General features: G+C 41.9%; 19 protein-coding genes. All 19 read left to right on the top strand.

Annotated features, from left to right (window positions below):
- Window positions 1-827: 827 nt before the first annotated feature.
- The 19 genes from G7Y32_RS04855 to G7Y32_RS04765 all read left to right on the top strand — a co-directional run bounded on the left by G7Y32_RS04855 (window position 828) and on the right by G7Y32_RS04765 (window position 17714).
- On the top strand, window positions 828-1835 hold the full coding sequence (locus tag G7Y32_RS04855) for a uroporphyrinogen decarboxylase family protein (protein ID WP_165211432.1): 1008 nt from the start codon (window positions 828-830) through the stop codon (window positions 1833-1835).
- A gap of 21 nt (window positions 1836-1856) precedes the next feature.
- On the top strand, window positions 1857-2714 hold the full coding sequence (locus G7Y32_RS04850; RefSeq protein ID WP_165211429.1) for a transporter substrate-binding domain-containing protein: 858 nt from the start codon (window positions 1857-1859) through the stop codon (window positions 2712-2714).
- 10 nt (window positions 2715-2724) lie between these two features.
- Window positions 2725-3417 (top strand): amino acid ABC transporter permease, encoded by a 693-nt coding sequence (locus tag G7Y32_RS04845; RefSeq protein WP_165211426.1) that lies wholly within the window; start codon window positions 2725-2727, stop codon window positions 3415-3417.
- A 10-nt stretch (window positions 3418-3427) separates the two neighbouring features.
- The gene (locus G7Y32_RS04840; RefSeq protein WP_165211423.1) at window positions 3428-4102 is read left to right on the top strand and encodes an amino acid ABC transporter permease; all 675 of its coding nucleotides are present in this window, start codon (window positions 3428-3430) and stop codon (window positions 4100-4102) included.
- A gap of 9 nt (window positions 4103-4111) precedes the next feature.
- A complete protein-coding gene (locus G7Y32_RS04835; protein WP_165211420.1) occupies window positions 4112-4867 on the top strand; it encodes an amino acid ABC transporter ATP-binding protein in 756 nt (251 codons plus the stop codon).
- A gap of 654 nt (window positions 4868-5521) precedes the next feature.
- Complete coding sequence (locus G7Y32_RS04830) at window positions 5522-5938, top strand: hypothetical protein (RefSeq protein WP_241154206.1); 417 nt, start codon at window positions 5522-5524, stop codon at window positions 5936-5938.
- Between the two features lie 553 nt (window positions 5939-6491).
- Window positions 6492-7127, top strand: a complete 636-nt coding sequence (locus G7Y32_RS04825; protein WP_165211408.1) for an SAP domain-containing protein — start codon at window positions 6492-6494, stop codon at window positions 7125-7127.
- An 11-nt stretch (window positions 7128-7138) separates the two neighbouring features.
- Window positions 7139-8104, top strand: a complete 966-nt coding sequence (locus G7Y32_RS04820) for a Gfo/Idh/MocA family protein (RefSeq protein WP_165211405.1) — start codon at window positions 7139-7141, stop codon at window positions 8102-8104.
- 242 nt (window positions 8105-8346) lie between these two features.
- Complete coding sequence (gene glmU / locus G7Y32_RS04815; protein WP_165211402.1) at window positions 8347-9726, top strand: bifunctional UDP-N-acetylglucosamine diphosphorylase/glucosamine-1-phosphate N-acetyltransferase GlmU; 1380 nt, start codon at window positions 8347-8349, stop codon at window positions 9724-9726.
- A 26-nt stretch (window positions 9727-9752) separates the two neighbouring features.
- Window positions 9753-10301 (top strand): NUDIX domain-containing protein, encoded by a 549-nt coding sequence (locus tag G7Y32_RS04810; protein ID WP_165211399.1) that lies wholly within the window; start codon window positions 9753-9755, stop codon window positions 10299-10301.
- 16 nt (window positions 10302-10317) lie between these two features.
- Window positions 10318-10614, top strand: coding sequence for a cell wall synthase accessory phosphoprotein MacP (macP, locus tag G7Y32_RS04805; RefSeq protein ID WP_165211396.1), 297 nt, complete (start codon window positions 10318-10320; stop codon window positions 10612-10614).
- A gap of 13 nt (window positions 10615-10627) precedes the next feature.
- On the top strand, window positions 10628-11317 hold the full coding sequence (locus G7Y32_RS04800) for a 5'-methylthioadenosine/adenosylhomocysteine nucleosidase (RefSeq protein WP_165211393.1): 690 nt from the start codon (window positions 10628-10630) through the stop codon (window positions 11315-11317).
- 231 nt (window positions 11318-11548) lie between these two features.
- The gene (gene ftsA / locus G7Y32_RS04795; RefSeq protein ID WP_165211390.1) at window positions 11549-12934 is read left to right on the top strand and encodes a cell division protein FtsA; all 1386 of its coding nucleotides are present in this window, start codon (window positions 11549-11551) and stop codon (window positions 12932-12934) included.
- Window positions 12935-12953: 19 nt separating this feature from the next.
- Window positions 12954-14255: a cell division protein FtsZ gene (gene ftsZ, locus G7Y32_RS04790; protein WP_165211387.1), complete on the top strand. Its 1302-nt coding sequence runs from the start codon at window positions 12954-12956 to the stop codon at window positions 14253-14255.
- Between the two features lie 2 nt (window positions 14256-14257).
- Window positions 14258-14932 carry a YggS family pyridoxal phosphate-dependent enzyme gene (locus G7Y32_RS04785; protein ID WP_165211384.1) on the top strand — a complete coding sequence of 225 codons (675 nt, stop codon included), beginning with the start codon at window positions 14258-14260 and terminating at the stop codon, window positions 14930-14932.
- A gap of 9 nt (window positions 14933-14941) precedes the next feature.
- A complete protein-coding gene (locus G7Y32_RS04780) occupies window positions 14942-15544 on the top strand; it encodes a cell division protein SepF (protein ID WP_165211381.1) in 603 nt (200 codons plus the stop codon).
- Window positions 15545-15546: 2 nt separating this feature from the next.
- On the top strand, window positions 15547-15801 hold the full coding sequence (locus G7Y32_RS04775; RefSeq protein WP_165211378.1) for a YggT family protein: 255 nt from the start codon (window positions 15547-15549) through the stop codon (window positions 15799-15801).
- Window positions 15801-16586, top strand: a complete 786-nt coding sequence (locus G7Y32_RS04770) for a YlmH family RNA-binding protein (protein WP_165211375.1) — start codon at window positions 15801-15803, stop codon at window positions 16584-16586. Before G7Y32_RS04775 ends, G7Y32_RS04770 begins: the two co-directional genes overlap by 1 nt.
- A 264-nt stretch (window positions 16587-16850) precedes the next feature.
- Complete coding sequence (locus G7Y32_RS04765) at window positions 16851-17714, top strand: DivIVA domain-containing protein (protein WP_165211372.1); 864 nt, start codon at window positions 16851-16853, stop codon at window positions 17712-17714.
- The last annotated feature ends 121 nt before the right edge of the window (window positions 17715-17835 follow it).

Raw genomic sequence — 17835 nt, 5'->3', positions numbered from 1 at the left:
TCGCTGCTGAGAAGACCCCAAATGGTCTTCTTTTTGATTTTTAGCAGTGTAGTCACTTATTATAGGAAACTGTTATACAGCTTTAGATGAAAAAATAGATAAAACAGAGTTTACTTAAAAAATGCAACGCTATATCGTCAAAATAAGAGATAAATGGCTTAATCAGGATTGTAGTTCTTAGAGAGATATAACGAGGGAGATTGCGCCAATGTGAGATTTTTATGAAGATGTTTAACAGTTTGGCCTTTATCCATAAGGAAAATTTATCGTGGATGATAATAAATATAGATTGGGCAGATGTTTGAAGAGATGATAAAATTAAAGCAAATTTGATAGGTATTGAGCCTGTCTATGATGTTGTGGATTCAAACTTACTTTTCTAGGCCTTTTGGTGCTTTTGTAGCAAGTAGCCTAACATTCATAGCATTGTTCAGAGGCTTTGTGACACGACGTTTGGTTAGTAAAATCAATTAACCAAACGGAGTTAGTGAGAAGGATAGTCAAGTCACCCTAGTGATTGGTATTTGCTATCAAGTACGAAGCACTTAGATAACCAGCCTCTGCCGTATCTTGTTAATGGAACCCAGGACTGATCCTTGGGAGCAATGATAGTTGATACCTTCATTACCGGCTGGTTTGATGCAGTGGGTGATTGGCTGTACTTATGTCTACGCGATAGCGTCCATCCTAATCATCATCCTTGCGGAGGCAAAACGGTGAGAGCGATTGTTCCACAATACCGATTTCTGTCTTACTCGCGATTTCTTTGTCAGTAATTTTCGCTAAAGCGAATCGTCCCTTAGTATCTTAGTAAAGGAGATAAGTTTATGGTTAATCGTAAAAAAGAGTGGGTCTTAAAGGCCTTTCATGGAGAACCTGTAGATAGAGTACCAGTTGGTTTTTGGTACCATTTTTTGCCAGAAGAAGAATTAGGACGAGGACTTAATAGTCGTGCTCTTTTTAATAAGAATCTTGAAGGGCACCGTCAATTTATCAAGGACGTTAATCCTGATTTTATCAAAATTATGAGTGATGGTTTTTTCACTTACCCTAACCCCCTGATTACTACGGACGTCTCTTCTGTCCAAGAATTAGCTGATATCCATTCTATAGGCGAGGATCATCCTTGGTTTGAACAGCAGGTGGAGTTAGTTAAAGCGATTAAGAATAGTTTCACAGAGGATATTGTTGCGATTTATAATATTTTTGCTCCTGTGACTTACCTTAAATGGCAGTTGTCTGGTCAGATAGCAAGCGGAGATACCATTATTGCGAATTTGCTGCAAGAAGATGCATCAACCTTGAAAAAAGTACTGGATACCATTGCCGAAGATATTGCTATTCTCGTCAGAAAAATCATTACCGAAGCTAATATTGAAGGGATTTATCTCAGTGTACAGTCTATTCAGGATGACAGGGTCTCTGCTGAGGACTATCGGAACTATATAGCTCCTAGCGATTTGAGGATTCTTGAGGCAGCCCGTCAGGCTGATGGCTTAAGTGTTCTTCATATCTGTGGCTATGAAGGGGCCAGTAACGATATTCGGTCCTTTAAGGATTACCCGGCGCAGGTTTACAACTGGGCAGTAGGTCCAGAAGGAGTTAGTCTGTCTCAGGGACGTGAACTCTTTGGTGGGAAAACGGTTTTAGGCGGCTTTGTCAATACTAAAGAAGGCCTGCTCTATCGTGGCAGTAAAGAGGAAGTGCAAGCACACGTGAGAGACCTGCTGCAAGAAGCAGGTACAAGGGCTACTGTCATTGGTGCGGACTGCACAATCCCCAGTGATATTGCTGCTGAGCGTATCGCTTGGGTAAGAGAAGCCGCTGCGCAGTAAAGATAAAGTGGAGGTAAATGGATGGTACAGAAAAAATGGTTTGTGATTGGGGGAATCCTTGTTTTACTGATTGGAGGTACCCTTATTGGCCGTCAGCTTGCAGGGGACGGAGCTGCTAGTGACAAGGTAACGACATTAAAGGTTGCCCACACCCAGAATTATGCGCCCTATGATTATGTTGATGACAAGGGCAAGCATACAGGCTATGAAGTTGACGTTTTAAAAGCCATTGATAAGAAACTGCCCCAGTATAAGTTTAAATACACTGGGACGAGCGATGAAGATTTGTTAATTGGCTTAGAATCTGGAAAGTACGATATCGGAACTAAGGGAGCTTGGTATACAAAAGAGCGGGCTGAAAAGTTTATTATCCCTAAGGATGCGATTGGTGCCAGTGTCATTGGTTTTACGATTCGCAAGGAAGATAAAGAAAAATTTAAAGATATTGATTCTTTTGCCCAATCCAGTGGTAAATTAGTTCCTATTTCCCCTCAAAATGCTCAGTGGAATGTCATTGAGGACTATAACAAGAGCCATGAGGACCATCCCATAGATCTTAAAGCCGCTGAAAGTTTCACCATGGCAGATGCCTATGCTTGGGTACTGGAAGGACGCTACGATGCTTATTTTGATATAAAATTATCCTTTGAGCAAGCCGTTAAGGATAAAGACGGTGCCTACCATAAATATGCTGATCAATTGACTTGGGTTCCGTACAAAGGGATTGAAACCTACCCCTTAGTTCATCGCAATAAGTCCAACAAAAAATTTGTTAAAGAGTATGCCAAAGCTATCAAAGAACTGAAAAAGGACGGCACTTTGGCTAAATTGTCGAAGAAATATTTTGGAGAAAATGTCTTTAATTACGTGACAAAATAGGGGGAAAGCTATGGTTTCTTATACGCCGTCTTATATTTTTAAGTTTCTGCCAACGATTTTGTCTGCTTTACCTCTGACTGTGTGGGTCATTGTCCTGACCGTATTATTGGGGACGCTTCTGGGAGCCGGTTTGACTTGGGCCCAGGTCGTACCTGACATGGGACTGGCACGTTTTGCTAGAGGATATGTATTCACACTGCGCTGTACGCCACCCATTGTCTTACTCTTTCTAGTTTTTTATGGTCTGCCTGAATTGTTGGCATGGTGGCTTCATTTGGATGTTGATGGCTGGTCACGAACCATTTTTGTCGTGGTGACTATGGTTTTACTCTTTGCTGCTTCAATATCGGAAGTTTTTAAGGCAGCCTATTTAGCAGTCCCTAAGGGACAGCTGGAAGCTGGGTTAAGTATCGGTTTAACAGGTTATCAGACTTTCCGTCGCATCTTGTTACCGCAGATTTTTAGAATTGCGCTTCCTAATATGACAACAGCTGTTCTGAATTTGATGAAGGATGCGGCTCTGGCCTATACGATCGGTTTAGTGGATATTATGGGAGCAGGAAACTTACTGATTAGTCGTAATTTGGGAAACTATTCGCTAGAAACTTATACAGCCGTGGCCCTTATTTATTGGGCAATTGCCTTGGTATTATCAGTGGTCTCTAATATGATGGAACATCGTCTTGACAAGGGAAATGCTTAGAGGAGGGATTATGGATTTTAATTATATTGTTCATACATTTTTACTCGCTTTAAGGGGTGTTCCGGTTACCTTGGCGATTATGGCTGTTTCCATTTTATTGAGTTTTTTTCCAGCTCTCTTTTTGGCCTTGGGGAGGATTTATAGGATCAAAGGGGTAACCGCTTTTTCTGTTGTTTACCTAGCCTTTATTCGAGCAACACCGCCGATATTGTTAATCTTATTTTTCTACAGTCTCTTGCCTAGTGTCTTAAATACGATTTTAAAATCAAGTGGGCTTGATATTTTTAAACTTAACCCTATTTACTATGCCTTTATTATCTTTAGTCTGATGACGACGGGGACCTTATCAGAGATCTTACGTTCTGCCATTTTAACGGTTGATAAGGGACAGCTAGAGGCTGCCCAGTCTATCGGCTTGACAACAAGTCAGAGTTATATCAGAATTGTTTTTCCTCAGGCCCTACGAAATGCTCTCCCCAATCTCTGTAATTTAGTGATCAATATTGTTAAGGGAACATCTTTGGTCTTTGTTATGACGGTTAAGGATATCACAGCGATTGCTAAGGTGGAAGCAGCCCATGGCTACCAGTATTTCGAGTCTTATCTGGTTATTTTTTTCATTTATCTTATCATCTGTGGGGTGATTCAGTGGGGCTTTTCAGCCTTAGAAAAGCGGTTTGCTTAAGGAGATACTATGTTAGATATTAAAAATTTATCAAAGCAATTTGGAGATAAGACTGTCCTTGACAATGTCAGCTTGAAGGTCAATAAGGGAGATGTTGTTGTTATCTTGGGCCCCAGCGGTTCAGGAAAGACAACTTTCTTGCGTTGCCTCAACCATCTGGAAAAGGCTGACCAAGGGGTTCTCACCCTAGATAAGCAGTCCTATAATTTAGAAAATGTAAATCGTAAGGATATCCTGACTATCCGGCAAAAAACCGCTTTTGTTTTCCAGCATTACAATCTCTTCGCCAATAAGACAGCTTTAGAAAATATTTTAGAAGGTCTCGTCGTTGCAAGAAGGATCCCCAAGGAACAGGCGGAAACCATAGCTCTGGGAGCTTTGGAGAAGGTAGGTTTACTGAGCCATAAGGATTATTATCCCAGTCAGCTGTCCGGCGGTCAGCAGCAGCGTATTGGCATTGCGCGTGCTATTGCTGTCAAGCCTGATGTTATCTTTTTTGATGAACCGACGTCTGCTCTGGATCCGGAGCTGATTGGTGATGTTTTAGATGTTATGAAGCAGTTGGCTGAGGAAGGAATTACCATGATTGTAGTGACACACGAAATGAGTTTTGCTAGGGATGTCGCTAATCATGTTGTCTTTATGGATGGCGGCCATATCATTGAATCAGCAGCTCCCAGAGAGTTTTTCTCTTCGCCTAAAGAAGAGCGAACGCGTCGTTTTCTGGCTCGTATTTTATCAGACGCTAGGTATGCTGTTGAGTGACAATTGTTTCCTGTTAAGACTTGCTGTAATGTAATACCTAAATGTAAAAGTCGATAAGTCTAAGGCTATTTGAATCTTTTACTGCGATCACAGCAGCCAGCCATTATAAAAAACAGGCTTCAGCCGGCATACGAGGTAGAGGGACTTATGTTTAAGAAAGCTACTCTTATTTTCCTGACTGTATATTTTTAGACGTTCCAGTTGAGTTGCAGGAGCGTCTATTTTTTGTTCTTTTGTGCCTTTGGATATGAATGACTGTGCAATTACTGCAGTATTTAAGCGGCTTGGTGTCTTTTGTGTATTTTTTTGGAGGAACTGATTATACCAACTCAATTTCTAACTTAAGAGCTATTGGACTTTTTAGCCTTACACTAAGTCAGAAAGAAATGAGAGAAGTGGGTTAGTAGTACAATACTGATAGCTGTTAGAATGGCGGAGGGCTAAAATTTCTGAAGAGTAGTTAGTCTCTTGAGCTGAAAAATTCTCCATTTCGAAATCGAACGTTAGATTTTAGTTTTTCCTTCCTTGAATTTTTGTGTACCTGCTATCGTCTTAGCAAGATACGGAAGTTATCTCAAAGAAAAAGCTTTAAAAATCCTTAAATTATGTTATAATAGTGCTGTTAGAAAAATAGTGTCTACTTGAAAGGAGTTTATGATGAAAAAAAGAACTGCACTATTAGTAAGCCTCTTAACCACTGCCCTTTTAATCTTGGCTGGTTGTGGCATCAGTAAATCAGATTTACAAGGAGAGTGGCAAGTTCAAGACTCTGCTGGTAATAATATGACGATGACAGTCACAAGCAAGTCTTTGAAAGTGGATGGCGATAGCATTACCTATAAATATGCTGGTAAGGGAACAGTTAACGGTAATCGTTATCTGAGTATTACGGTCAAAGGTGAAGACTATACAATCTTTTTCCCTGAAAAGGATAAGAAGACGGCTCTCATGATTCAGCCTACTGATAATGATGATAAGCTGAAAGGGGAATTAGTCATGGTGATGAATAAAACCAAAAAGCCTGATTATGAAGACTATGCCAAAAAATATATGAAAGGCATTGATAAGTAAAGAAATTTTTAGATGTTGTTCGCAAGAGACTGGGCAAGACATCCATGATGGCTCCGCCCTCACCCACAAAGCATTGTAATCTCTGAAGATTACGTATAAGAAGTCAATTTTTATATAAATCAATTGACTTCGTCGTCCCACCTCCGCACAGTTGATTAGGATGGCCGCTAACAATTGCGGAGTAGTTAAACAGTCCAGTGGACTGTTTAAGGGGGTGCTTGAAAATGGGACGGCACCCCAAGATAAAGACTCCCAACCACTGCGTCAAACTGCTATTACTGCAAAAAAATAGAAGGCTGGGATACTTTTCCCAGCCTTAATGAACCAATGCTGGCTGGTTTTCCTTTTGCCACAAGGCCAAAGCGGAAAACTTAAGCAAATGTGATGATAAACATCGTCCATATTATTTCAAACCTCACAAGGTCTGGGAGAGACCTTTTTATAAAAGTCACCACTTTAAAACCAGAACGTGGTGGGAACTAAAATTTTTAATTTTTGGGTTGATTCCATTCCCTTTTGTTATAATGAAGGTGATGAATCGGAGGTGTTAATTATGGTGCAGAGGCCTGAATTTACCCCTGACTTGAGTGCCGAGGATTTTCTTTCCTATTACTGGTATAAGACAGAGCTAGAAGCCATTTGCCGGGATTACCAATTACCCAGCTACGGGACCAAAGCCGAATTGGCCGCTTATATCGAGCAGTTCTTAGAGGGTAAACCAGCTAGTCAGATTAAGCGGGTAAGACGAGCCAAATCTAGCTCCAGTCTGAAGGCTGATCAGATTAGCCCAGAAACCAAACTCTTGGACAGTGGTTTTAAGCTGGATAAGGCAGCCCGTCAATTTTTTACCGACTACTATGGCCTAGAAAAATTCACCTTTAAAAAAGTCATGGCCATTAAGTTAAGAGAGGTAGAGCGGCTGGGAGATAAGGAAGCAACCGTTGCAGATTTGATAGCTGTCTTAGAAAATCCCCAGATGGTTTCACAGGAGACACCAGAGGAAAAGTCCTACCAGTGGAACCGTTTTGTCAAGGATTTTCATCAGGACCCCATGTCGCAAGACTATCAGGAGCCAATGAAGGTTGCATCCCTTCTTTGGCAAAAGGTTAAAAATTCTCAAGATGAAAAAGTTTATACAAGTCAGCTTTTGGTCGATTATAGGTCTGAGCTGGTCAAGTATTTGAAATAAGGAGGCAGCTTATGCATTTAGCACTTTTAGGGACTGGAATGATTGTCAAAGAAGTCCTACCTGTTTTACAAACTATTGATGGCATTGAACTGTCAGCCATTATGTCTACTCCACGCTCCTTGGACAAGGCGCAAGCTCTGGCTAAAGACTACGGCATAAGCCAAGCAAGCAGTGATTTTTCAGAAATCCTAGCCAATGAGGTTGTTGACACGATCTATATTGGGACCCCCAACCATACTCACTATGATTATGCTAAAAAAGCGCTTAAGGCGGGCAAGCATGTCATCTGTGAGAAACCTTTTACTATGGAAGCAGGTCAGCTGGAAGACTTGTGCCAAGAAGCAGATAAGCGGGGACTTATTCTCCTTGAAGCCATCACCAATCAGTATCTGGCAAATTTCCAAGTCTTAAAGGACAATTTAGCTAAAATCGGGGACCTTAAAATTGCCAACGTTAATTATTCCCAGTATTCCTCCCGTTATGATGCTTTTAAGAGAGGAGACATTGCCCCTGCTTTTAATCCTGCTATGGGAGGAGGTGCTCTGCGAGATCTCAATATCTATAACATCCACCTCTTGGTTGGTCTCTTGGGTCAGCCTGAGAAGGTTGACTATTTAGCCAATATAGAAAGAGGTGTAGATACCTCAGGTATCTTAGCTATGGACTATGGTGCTTTTAAGGCCGTTAGTATTGGAGCCAAGGACTGCTCTGCAGAGATTCGTTCAACATTTCAAGGGGATAAGGGCTCGCTGACGATTCTGGGCCCAACTAACAGCCTGCCCCAGATTGTTTTAACTCTCAATGGGCAAGAACCAATAGATATCAGTCAGACTAATCCTCATCACCGGATGTATGATGAATTCGTTGCCTTTGAAAAAATTATTGCGGAACAAGATTTGGTCAGCAGTCAGAAGGCCTTAGAGCATAGCCAAGCTGTCATGGAAGTTCTGGAAGAGGCAGTCAAATCTATGTCCTGAAGAATAGTTATAGGAAAGGAGTTCTACCAAGATGGTTGAACTCTTTTTGCAGTGAGTTAATGATGATAGGTGTTAACAAGGCTGATAGGAGAGGAAGTGAGTCCAAATAGAATACTAGGACTGATTTTCCCCTTGGAACTAATCTGGGAAAATTAGTCAAAATATGGTATCCTAATAGAGGAAAATACTGAAATTAATAAAGTGGTTGGCTAAGTTTTTACCAACCATGAAAGGAAAAAACTATGGCAAATTATGCGATTATTCTAGCGGCAGGGAAAGGGACCCGAATGAAGTCTGACTTGCCCAAGGTCCTCCATAAGGTTTCTGGTATTTCTATGCTGGAACATGTTTTCCGCAGTGTTTCTGCCATTCAACCAACTAAAAATGTAACCGTTATCGGCCATAAGGCAGAGTTGGTCAAAGAAGTCCTAGCTGATCGATCTCAATTTGTTCTGCAAACAGAGCAACTGGGGACCGGCCATGCTGTTATGATGGCAGAAGAAGAACTGGCTGGCCTAGAAGGCCAGACCTTAGTTATTGCTGGCGATACGCCTTTGATCACCGGCCAAAGTTTGCAAGATTTGATTGATTTTCATATTAACCACAAAAATGTGGCGACTATTTTAACAGCAACAGCTGAAAATCCTTTTGGTTACGGTCGCATTATCCGCAATCAAAATGGCGAAGTCACGAAGATTGTTGAGCAAAAAGATGCTACCAAGTTTGAGCAAGAGGTCAAGGAAATCAATACAGGAACCTATGTATTTGATAACAAGCGGCTCTTCCAAGCTCTCAAAAGTATCAATACAGATAATGCCCAAGGCGAATACTATTTGACCGATGTTATCTCAATTTTTCGGGAAGCTGGTGAAAAGGTCGGTGCCTTTACCTTGCGTGATTTCGATGAAAGTCTGGGTGTCAATGATCGCTTGGCTCTGGCTAAGGCGGAGTCTGTTATGCGTCGTCGTATCAATAATCAGCACATGGTCAATGGCGTAACCTTCCAAAATCCAGATAGCACTTATATTGACGTGGATGTTGCTATTGAGCCTGACGTGACTATTGAAGCAAATGTTACCCTCAAGGGTCAGACAAAGATCGCAAGCGGTGGATATTTAACTAATGGTACTTATATTGTTGATTCAACAATCGGCAAAAATGCAGTCATTACTGACTCCATGATTGAGCAGTCAGTTGTGGAAGCTGGCGTGACAGTAGGTCCTTATGCCCATTTGCGTCCAGATTCTACCCTTAAGGAAGGCGTGCATGTTGGGAACTTTGTCGAGGTGAAATCATCCACCCTTGATAAAAAAACCAAGGCGGGCCACCTGACCTATATAGGTAATGCTCAGGTCGGTCAAGATGTCAACTTCGGTGCAGGCACCATTATTGCCAATTATGATGGCAAGCACAAGTACACCAGTAAAATTGGCAATCATGTCTTTATCGGCAGCAACTCAACCCTGATTTCACCAGTTGAAATTGGCGATAATGCTCTGTCTGCAGCAGGTTCTGTCATTTCTAAGGATGTGCCAGCAGATAGTATTGCCATCGCTAGGGAACGTCAGGTCAATAAAGAAGGTTATGCCACTCGGATGCCCCATCATCCTTCGCAACAATAAGCACAAACTATAGAAAGAAGGTTTCTATGGAATTTGAAGAAAAAACCTTGGAACGCCAGACCATCTTTGAAGGTCAGATTATGACTGTTGCCAAGGATAGGGTCCAACTTCCAGATGGGCAGATTTCCTATCGGGAACTAGTTTTCCACAATGGTGCAGTCGCTGTTTTAGCGATTACACCAGCTAATAAAATTATTCTGGTTAAGCAATATCGCAAGGCCATTGAAGCAGTTTCTTACGAAATTCCGGCTGGCAAACTAGAGCTGGGAGAAGCTGGTCATGAGAAGGAAGCGGCAGCCAGAGAATTAGAAGAAGAAACGGGCTATATAGCTGATTTGGACTTGCTTTACGAATTTTATTCGGCTATCGGCTTTAGTAATGAGCATATCAAACTTTATCTAGCCAAGGATTTGCAAAGGGTTCCCAATCCCCGTCCTCAGGATGAAGACGAATTTCTGGAACTCCTCGAATTAAGTTATGAGGAATGTATGGAATTGGTTAAATCGGGCAAAATCCAAGATGCTAAAACTATTATTGCACTTCAATATTTTGCTTTAAAAATGAATAGCTATTAAATAGGAAGGAATGCTTATGGGAAAACCTTTGTTAACAGATGATATGATTGCCCGAGCCAATCGCGGTGAGAAGTTGAGCGGGGACTACTTAGACGGTCAGGAAACACAAATTTTTACCGACATCGGCGATAATTACGATAGCTATGAGGATTATGATGATGACGGAGACTGGGAGGATGACTCCCAATATACCTATAAAAGCCGTCGGATCGAGAATGCTAAAAGGGGAGCCTTTCAAGCAAAATTAAATAAAATTTTACTTATCGTTCTGATTCTCTTGGCAATTCTGATTTACGCCATTTTCAAATTATAGTTAAGGAAAAATCATGAAAATTGGAATTATTGCTGCCATGGAGCAGGAATTGCGATTGCTGGTTGACCAGCTTGCGAGTAAAAAAGAAGAAACAGTTCTTTCGACTACCTACTATTCTGGACGTTTGGGAAAACATGACTTGGTTCTAGTTCAGTCGGGTGTGGGAAAGGTAATGTCAGCCATGTCGGTTGCCATCCTTGTTGACCACTTTGGAGTTGAAGCGCTTATCAATACCGGTTCAGCTGGTGCAGTAGCATCAGGCCTCAATATCGGTGATGTTGTTGTTGCCGACCGTTTGGCCTATCACGATGTGGACCTGACCGCCTTTGGTTACGACTATGGCCAGATGTCCATGCAGCCTCTCTATTTTGAGAGTGACCCTCAGTTTGTTCGAGTCTTTCAATCTGTTTTAGTCAAGCACGACCGGCCCAGTAAGATTGGACTGATTACAACCAGCGATAGCTTTATCGCTGGTCAAGATAAGATTGATCAAATTAAGGTTCATTTTCCAGATACTTTAGCGGTTGAAATGGAAGGGGCAGCTGTAGCTCAAGCGGCTCAGGCGGCAGGTCGTCCTTTTATTGTTGTTAGGGCCATGAGTGATACAGCAGCCCATGATGCTAATATCACTTTTGATGAGTTTATCATTCAGGCAGGCCAGCAGTCAGCACAAGTCTTAATTGACTTTTTGGAAACATTATAGTTAAAAAGCGATGACAAGTTTGAAAACAGGAATTTGGTGATTCTTGAAAACAGACTTCTCATTGCTTTTTTGCCTTAGTTTTAGCCTACTAAAAGGATTAAGAATATATGACAAAAAATTGAAAATAAGCCCCTTTTCCGTTTTTTTATGGTATAATACCTTCTGTATAACTCTGCCCAAAGGGTGGGTCATTAGATAAGAATAGATCGTAAAGTAAGAGAGGTCGAGTGAATGGCTAGAAATGGCTTTTTTACAGGTTTGGATATAGGAACAAGCTCGATTAAAGTATTGGTTGCCGAATGGGTTGATGGACAGATGAACGTCATCGGTGTGAGCAATGTACCTAGTTCGGGTGTAAAAGATGGAATTATTGTTGATATTGAGGCGGCTGCCAATGCCATCAAAGAAGGTATTGATCAGGCTGAAGAAAAAGCAGGAATCAGTATTGACAAGGTCAATGTTGGCCTGCCAGCGAATCTCTTGCAAATTGAACCGACTCAAGGCATGATTCCGGTCATCACAGAATCAAAAGAAATCAAAGATGAAGACATTGAGCGCGTTGTCCAATCGGCCCTGACTAAGAGTATTACCCCAGAGCGGGAAGTGATTTCTTTAGTGCCTGAAGAGTTCATCGTTGATGGCTTCCAAGGTATTCGTGACCCACGCGGGATGATGGGGGTTCGTTTGGAAATGCGTGGTCTGATTTACACAGGCCCAAGCACGATTTTGCACAACCTTCGGACAACTGTTGAACGAGCTGGTATTCAAGTTGAAACCATTATTATCACCCCACTTTCCCTAGCCAAGTCAGTTCTAAATGAAGGGGAACGTGAATTTGGTGCCACTGTTATTGATATGGGCGGTGGTCAAACAACCGTTGCTTCAATGCGGGCTCAAGAATTGCAATACACTAACATTTATCCGGAAGGTGGGGACTTCGTCACCAAGGATATTTCCAAGGTTCTGCAAACCTCGATCCAAACTGCTGAAGCCCTCAAGTTTAATTTCGGGACTGCCAATCTAGCTGAAGCTAGTGATAGAGAGACAGCCCAAGTTGAATGTGTTGGCAGTGATGAACCTGTTGATGTTTCTGAACGTTATTTAGCAGAAATTATTACAGCACGGGTTCGTCATATTTTTGACCGTGTTAAACAAGATTTAGAACGCGGTCGTCTGCTCGATCTACCAGGTGGCATTGTTCTGGTTGGTGGAGCAGCCATGCTTCCAGGTGTTGTGGAACTGGCCCAAGAAATTTTTGGCACTCAAGTCAAACTTCATATTCCAAACCAAGTTGGTATCCGCAATCCGATGTTTGCTAATGTTATCAGTCTAGTTGAGTACGTTGGTATTATGAGTGAGGTTGATATTATTGCTCAAGGAGCTGTTCTCGGTGAAGAAATGCTTCGTCGGAAACCGATTGTGCCAGTGGCACCATCGGTTGCTCCTCAACCAGCTCAGCCTGCTGCACCAGCTATGCAGGCTCAACAACCGCAGGCTCCTGCTGGTGACTTCTCAGTTCCAGAACCAGTTCAAGGTGGAACAAATCAGGGAGAAAGTAAACCAAAGACCAAAATGACTGACCGTGTTCGCGGTATTTTTGGAAGTATGTTTGATTAATTTAAAGTGAGGAAATAAAATGGCATTTTCATTCGATGCTGCATCTGTCCAGGGTGCAGTCATTAAAGTTATCGGTGTCGGTGGTGGCGGAGGCAATGCCATCAACCGCATGATTGAAGAAGGCGTTGCAGGAGTTGAATTTATTGCTGCAAACACGGATATCCAAGCCCTAAGTTCATCAAAAGCTGAGACTGTTATTCAGCTTGGCCCTAAATTGACTCGTGGTCTTGGTGCCGGAGGTCAGCCGGAGGTTGGTCGTAAAGCTGCTGAAGAAAGTGAAGAAGATTTGAACGAAGCTCTTCAAGGAGCTGATATGGTCTTCATTACTGCTGGTATGGGCGGTGGATCTGGTACAGGTGCTGCTCCAGTTATTGCTCGTGTGGCTAAGGGACTTGGTGCTCTTACTGTAGCGGTTGTAACCCGTCCATTTGGCTTTGAAGGAAACAAACGCGGCAACTTTGCTATCGAAGGGATTAATGAACTTCGGGAACAAGTTGACACCCTCTTGATTATTTCGAATAACAATCTTTTGGAAATTGTTGATAAGAAGACTCCTCTCTTGGAAGCTCTCAGTGAAGCGGATAATGTCCTCCGTCAAGGGGTTCAAGGGATTACCGATTTGATTACCAGCCCAGGTCTGATTAACCTCGACTTTGCCGATGTTAAGACTGTTATGGCTAACAAAGGTAACGCTCTGATGGGTATTGGTATCGGCTCAGGTGAAGAACGAATCATCGAAGCTGCCCGTAAAGCAATCTACTCACCTCTTTTGGAGACAACTATTGATGGTGCCGAAGATGTTATTGTCAACGTTACCGGAGGTCTTGATATGACCTTGACTGAAGCTGAAGAAGCTTCTGAAATTGTTGGCCAAGCGGCTGGTCAAGGCGTTAATATCTGGCTTGGTACAGCAATTGACGATAGCATGAAGGATGAAATTCGTGTTACTGTTGTAGCAACTGGTGTTCGTCCAGATAAGTTTGAACGGGTATCTGGTGTCAGCTCACAGCCACGAGTCTTCAAACAAACTGGGTCTACTAATGAACAAGCGGTTCCAAATAATGGTAGCTTTGAACGTCGTCCAAACAACTTTGAATTTGATATGGCTGAACATCGCGAAATGCCACAAGCAACACCGCGTCATACACAGCCAGCTCAACCAAGTTCGGCTTTTGGTGACTGGGACCTGCGCCGTGATAACATCAGCCGTCCAACCGAAAACCAATTGGATAGCCAATTAGATGTTTCTTCTTTCTCAGCTTCTGATGTTGATACTGGTGATGATGAACTCGAAACACCACCATTCTTTAAGAATCGTTAATCATGGATTTAGAAAAGAATAAAAATTTCGTCTATGAACAAGTAGCAGCTGCGGCTGCTGAAGCAGAGCGCCAGCCTTCTGATATTTCTATTATTGCTGTTACTAAGTATGTTAACCGTCAAGTCGCTGAGCAACTAGTTGATCTAGGTGTGAAACACATCGGTGAAAATCGCGTTGATAAATTCCTTGATAAATATCAGGCACTCAAGGATAGAGATGTCACTTGGCACCTGATTGGAACCTTACAGAGACGTAAGGTCAAGGATGTTATCAATTTACTGGATTACTTCCATGCCCTTGATTCACTCAAACTAGCTGCTGAAATTCAAAAGAGAGCAGACCATACCATCAAGTGCTTCCTTCAAGTTAATATTTCTGGTGAGGAAAGTAAGCATGGCTTTGACCCAGCAGAAGTAGATAGTATACTCGAAGAATTAGCGGCTTTTGACAAACTTGAAATTGTCGGGCTCATGACTATGGCTCCGATTGATGCCAGCGATCAGGAATTGGATGAAATTTTTAAACAGACAAATGATTTGAGACAGCGTCTCAAAGAGAGAAACATAAAGAATATGCCTTTCGATGATTTGAGCATGGGGATGAGCAGAGATTTTCCAATTGCTATCTCAAATGGCTCAACATTTGTCCGAATCGGAACATCATTCTTTAAAGAATAGGAGAGAATCATGGCTATAAAAGATAGATTTGAAAAAATCGTTTCCTACTTTGATACGGATGATGCTAGCGAAGTAGAAGAAACACAGGAGACTGAGCCACAAGGTCCGCGTCCTTTACGTCAACCGGAGCCGCAGCAGGCTCAGCAACGTCCGCAGCGTCAACCACAAGTAGCCTCATCACAGCAACAACCGCAAGTTCGACCCCAACAAAGGCCGCAAGCGGCTCAAAATCGGCCTCAGGCTCGACCCGCTCAAGAAGAAGCTGTCCGCCCAAGCTCTCGCCCTGCAGATGTATCAATTCCGGCTGGAGCAGGGGGAACAACCATCGCTCTTAAGTTTCCTCGTAAATATGAGGATGCTCAAGAGATTGTTGACCTACTTATCAAACATGAATGTGTCTTGATTGACTTCCAATATATGTTGGAAGCGCAAGCTCGTCGTTGTTTGGACTTTATTGATGGAGCTAGCCGAGTTCTCTACGGTAGTTTACAGAAGGTCGGTTCGTCTATGTATCTTTTAACACCAAAGGATGTTGTTGTAGATGTAGAAGAAATGCACCTGTCAAACGCTAGTCAAGAAGTTCCTTTTGACTATGACATGAAACGCCGTTAGTTATGGTATTTTTTCTAGTTGCTTTTAGTTATTTAGTCAGGATACTGACACTTCTTCTGGTTGTCTATGCTCTATTATCCTGGTTTCCAGGAGCTAGAGAGTCTTGGCTAGGTCAGGCTTTGGAAGAGTTCTTAGAACCTTTGCTCAAGCCTTTACGACGTCTACCTCTGCAAATTGCAGGTTTGGATTTTACCATAATTGTGGCGATTTTTATCCTGCAAATGCTCGCGAGACTGTTACCAATTTTATTGTTTTGATGGTTGAAAATGATATTTATCAGCACTTCCGCAAGGAGGAAAGAACCTTTATTGATAAGATGAGGGACTTAGCTGAACGGGTTGAGGATACATATACTTATCAGCTGACGGATTTTTTAGATCCAAGACAGGTAAAAATTGCCGAGAGCGTCTTCGGACAAATGGGGATAAAGTATTACTTATCTACAGCCTATTTGAAAACTGAATATGCTAGAGTAATTGCAGCGCCGGATTATTATGAATTGGAACTGCAAGATTTTGAAATAGCTCTCTTAGAAATTAGCTATAATTCCAAATTCAATCATTTGACACATGCCCAAATCATGGGAAGTTTCATTAACAAGTTAGGTATTCAGCGTAATGTTTTTGGTGATATTATCTTAGCGGAATCTCGGGCTCAAATTATTGTGACGCAACCTCTTGTTAGCTATTTTTCAACGGTCGAAAAGATTGGCCGTGCAGCTGTTAAGATTAAAGAAGTTGATCTTTCACAGCTTTTATCGCCTACCAATAGGGCTAAAGAGCTTGATATTCTAGTTTCAAGTTTGAGGCTTGATAAGGTTATTGCATCAGCTTTTAAATTATCAAGGTCACTAGCCAGTAAATTGGTAGAGCAAGAGAAGGTTAAACTCAACTATGGCCTACTGACCAGACCTGCTGAATTACTAGAGTTGGGAGATTTGGTAAGTGTGCGGGGTTATGGTCGTTTTCAGATTTACCGAGATAATGGCTTATCTAAAAATAAAAAGCATAAGTTAACACTAAAAAAATACGCTAATAAATAAAGAGATTCCCCTAGTCTCACGAAGTCAAACACATGATGAAGTTAGACTTAAACTTGAGTTGAGACTACGAAAAAGAAGGCCAATCAGTTGAACGCTTGAACGCCAATTAAAACTGATAGGCCGATGCAGTAGTGTTAACACGATCTGAAGATGAATGACAATTGGGAGATTGTAGAGCTTCTTAGATGGTGTGAACACTACAAAGTTTATTAGGATGATTTATCAACAGATAAATGAATATTAAAAATAAATAAGGAGGGTGACATGGCAATAACAGCACTCGATATTAAAGACAAAACTTTTCACACAAAATTCCGCGGCTACAATGAACGGGAGGTTGACGCTTTTCTCGATGACCTTGTAGATGATTTTGAAGATCTAACACGTAAAAATCGTGATCTTGAAGCAAAGATTAAAAATCTTGAAGAAAAACTGGTTTACTTTGATGAAATGAAAGAATCATTAAGTCAATCAGTTATCTTAGCTCAAGAAACTGCTGAAAAAGTTAAATTCTCAGCTAACACACAAGCTACTAACTTGCTTAGCAAGGCCAACTATGATGCTAACCAGCTGATTGATGAAGCCAAGACACGGGCTAACAAGATTTTACGTGATGCAACAGATGAAGCCAAGGCAGTTGCCATCGAAACTGAAGCCCTCAAACGTCAAAGCCGCGTCTTCCATCAACGCTTGTTGAGCACCATTGAAGGTCAGTTGAACATGATTAATTCACAAGAGTGGAGTGAACTCTTGCAACCAACTGCCGTTTATCTGCAAAATTCAGATGAGGCCTTTAAAGAAGTTGTTGAAAAAGTTTTGGATGATAACCAAACCCTTACGAGTGCTGGTACAACAACACCGATTGCAGAATCAGAATCTACTGATGATGCAACTCGCCAATTCACTGAATCTGAAATGGCTGAACTGCAACGCCGTGTCGAAGAAAGCAACCGTATTCTTGAAGAAACACAAAAACTTGATTTGGGTGAAATTTCTGCCGCGATTGATGCAGCCGACAATACTCCTCAAGCTAATCAGGCTCCAACTATTCAAGATACTTCTGAAATGTCAGCCACAGAATTGGCTGGCGGCGAAGCCCAAACCTTTAAATTGAATATTCAAGACTAAGGAATATCCCTAGTCTAAAGGAAAACGCGAGCAATTTCTAATATTTCCAGCGAGCAGGTGATGGTGGAAGATCTGCAATCTCTTAGGAAAAGTTTATCATTTCCTAGTTGTTCTAACTGAA

It is taken from the genome of Streptococcus tangpeifui, from assembly GCF_011038795.1.
In the GTDB taxonomy this organism is placed as follows: Bacteria; Bacillota; Bacilli; order Lactobacillales; family Streptococcaceae; genus Streptococcus; species Streptococcus tangpeifui.
The sequence above is the reverse complement of the archived record's forward strand: the minus strand, read 5'-3'. Positions and strand labels throughout refer to the sequence as shown.

Bases quoted from the DNA above. Each gene is read 5' to 3' on its own strand.
- G7Y32_RS04855 (WP_165211432.1), top strand. From the start codon at position 828: ATGGTTAATCGTAAAAAAGAGTGGGTCTTAAAGGCCTTTCATGGAGAA.
- G7Y32_RS04850 (WP_165211429.1), top strand. From the start codon at position 1,857: ATGGTACAGAAAAAATGGTTTGTGATTGGGGGAATCCTTGTTTTACTG.
- G7Y32_RS04845 (WP_165211426.1), top strand. From the start codon at position 2,725: ATGGTTTCTTATACGCCGTCTTATATTTTTAAGTTTCTGCCAACGATT.
- G7Y32_RS04840 (WP_165211423.1), top strand. From the start codon at position 3,428: ATGGATTTTAATTATATTGTTCATACATTTTTACTCGCTTTAAGGGGT.
- G7Y32_RS04835 (WP_165211420.1), top strand. From the start codon at position 4,112: ATGTTAGATATTAAAAATTTATCAAAGCAATTTGGAGATAAGACTGTC.
- G7Y32_RS04830 (WP_241154206.1), top strand. From the start codon at position 5,522: ATGATGAAAAAAAGAACTGCACTATTAGTAAGCCTCTTAACCACTGCC.
- G7Y32_RS04825 (WP_165211408.1), top strand. From the start codon at position 6,492: ATGGTGCAGAGGCCTGAATTTACCCCTGACTTGAGTGCCGAGGATTTT.
- G7Y32_RS04820 (WP_165211405.1), top strand. From the start codon at position 7,139: ATGCATTTAGCACTTTTAGGGACTGGAATGATTGTCAAAGAAGTCCTA.
- glmU (WP_165211402.1), top strand. From the start codon at position 8,347: ATGGCAAATTATGCGATTATTCTAGCGGCAGGGAAAGGGACCCGAATG.
- G7Y32_RS04810 (WP_165211399.1), top strand. From the start codon at position 9,753: ATGGAATTTGAAGAAAAAACCTTGGAACGCCAGACCATCTTTGAAGGT.
- macP (WP_165211396.1), top strand. From the start codon at position 10,318: ATGGGAAAACCTTTGTTAACAGATGATATGATTGCCCGAGCCAATCGC.
- G7Y32_RS04800 (WP_165211393.1), top strand. From the start codon at position 10,628: ATGAAAATTGGAATTATTGCTGCCATGGAGCAGGAATTGCGATTGCTG.
- ftsA (WP_165211390.1), top strand. From the start codon at position 11,549: ATGGCTAGAAATGGCTTTTTTACAGGTTTGGATATAGGAACAAGCTCG.
- ftsZ (WP_165211387.1), top strand. From the start codon at position 12,954: ATGGCATTTTCATTCGATGCTGCATCTGTCCAGGGTGCAGTCATTAAA.
- G7Y32_RS04785 (WP_165211384.1), top strand. From the start codon at position 14,258: ATGGATTTAGAAAAGAATAAAAATTTCGTCTATGAACAAGTAGCAGCT.
- G7Y32_RS04780 (WP_165211381.1), top strand. From the start codon at position 14,942: ATGGCTATAAAAGATAGATTTGAAAAAATCGTTTCCTACTTTGATACG.
- G7Y32_RS04775 (WP_165211378.1), top strand. From the start codon at position 15,547: ATGGTATTTTTTCTAGTTGCTTTTAGTTATTTAGTCAGGATACTGACA.
- G7Y32_RS04770 (WP_165211375.1), top strand. From the start codon at position 15,801: ATGGTTGAAAATGATATTTATCAGCACTTCCGCAAGGAGGAAAGAACC.
- G7Y32_RS04765 (WP_165211372.1), top strand. From the start codon at position 16,851: ATGGCAATAACAGCACTCGATATTAAAGACAAAACTTTTCACACAAAA.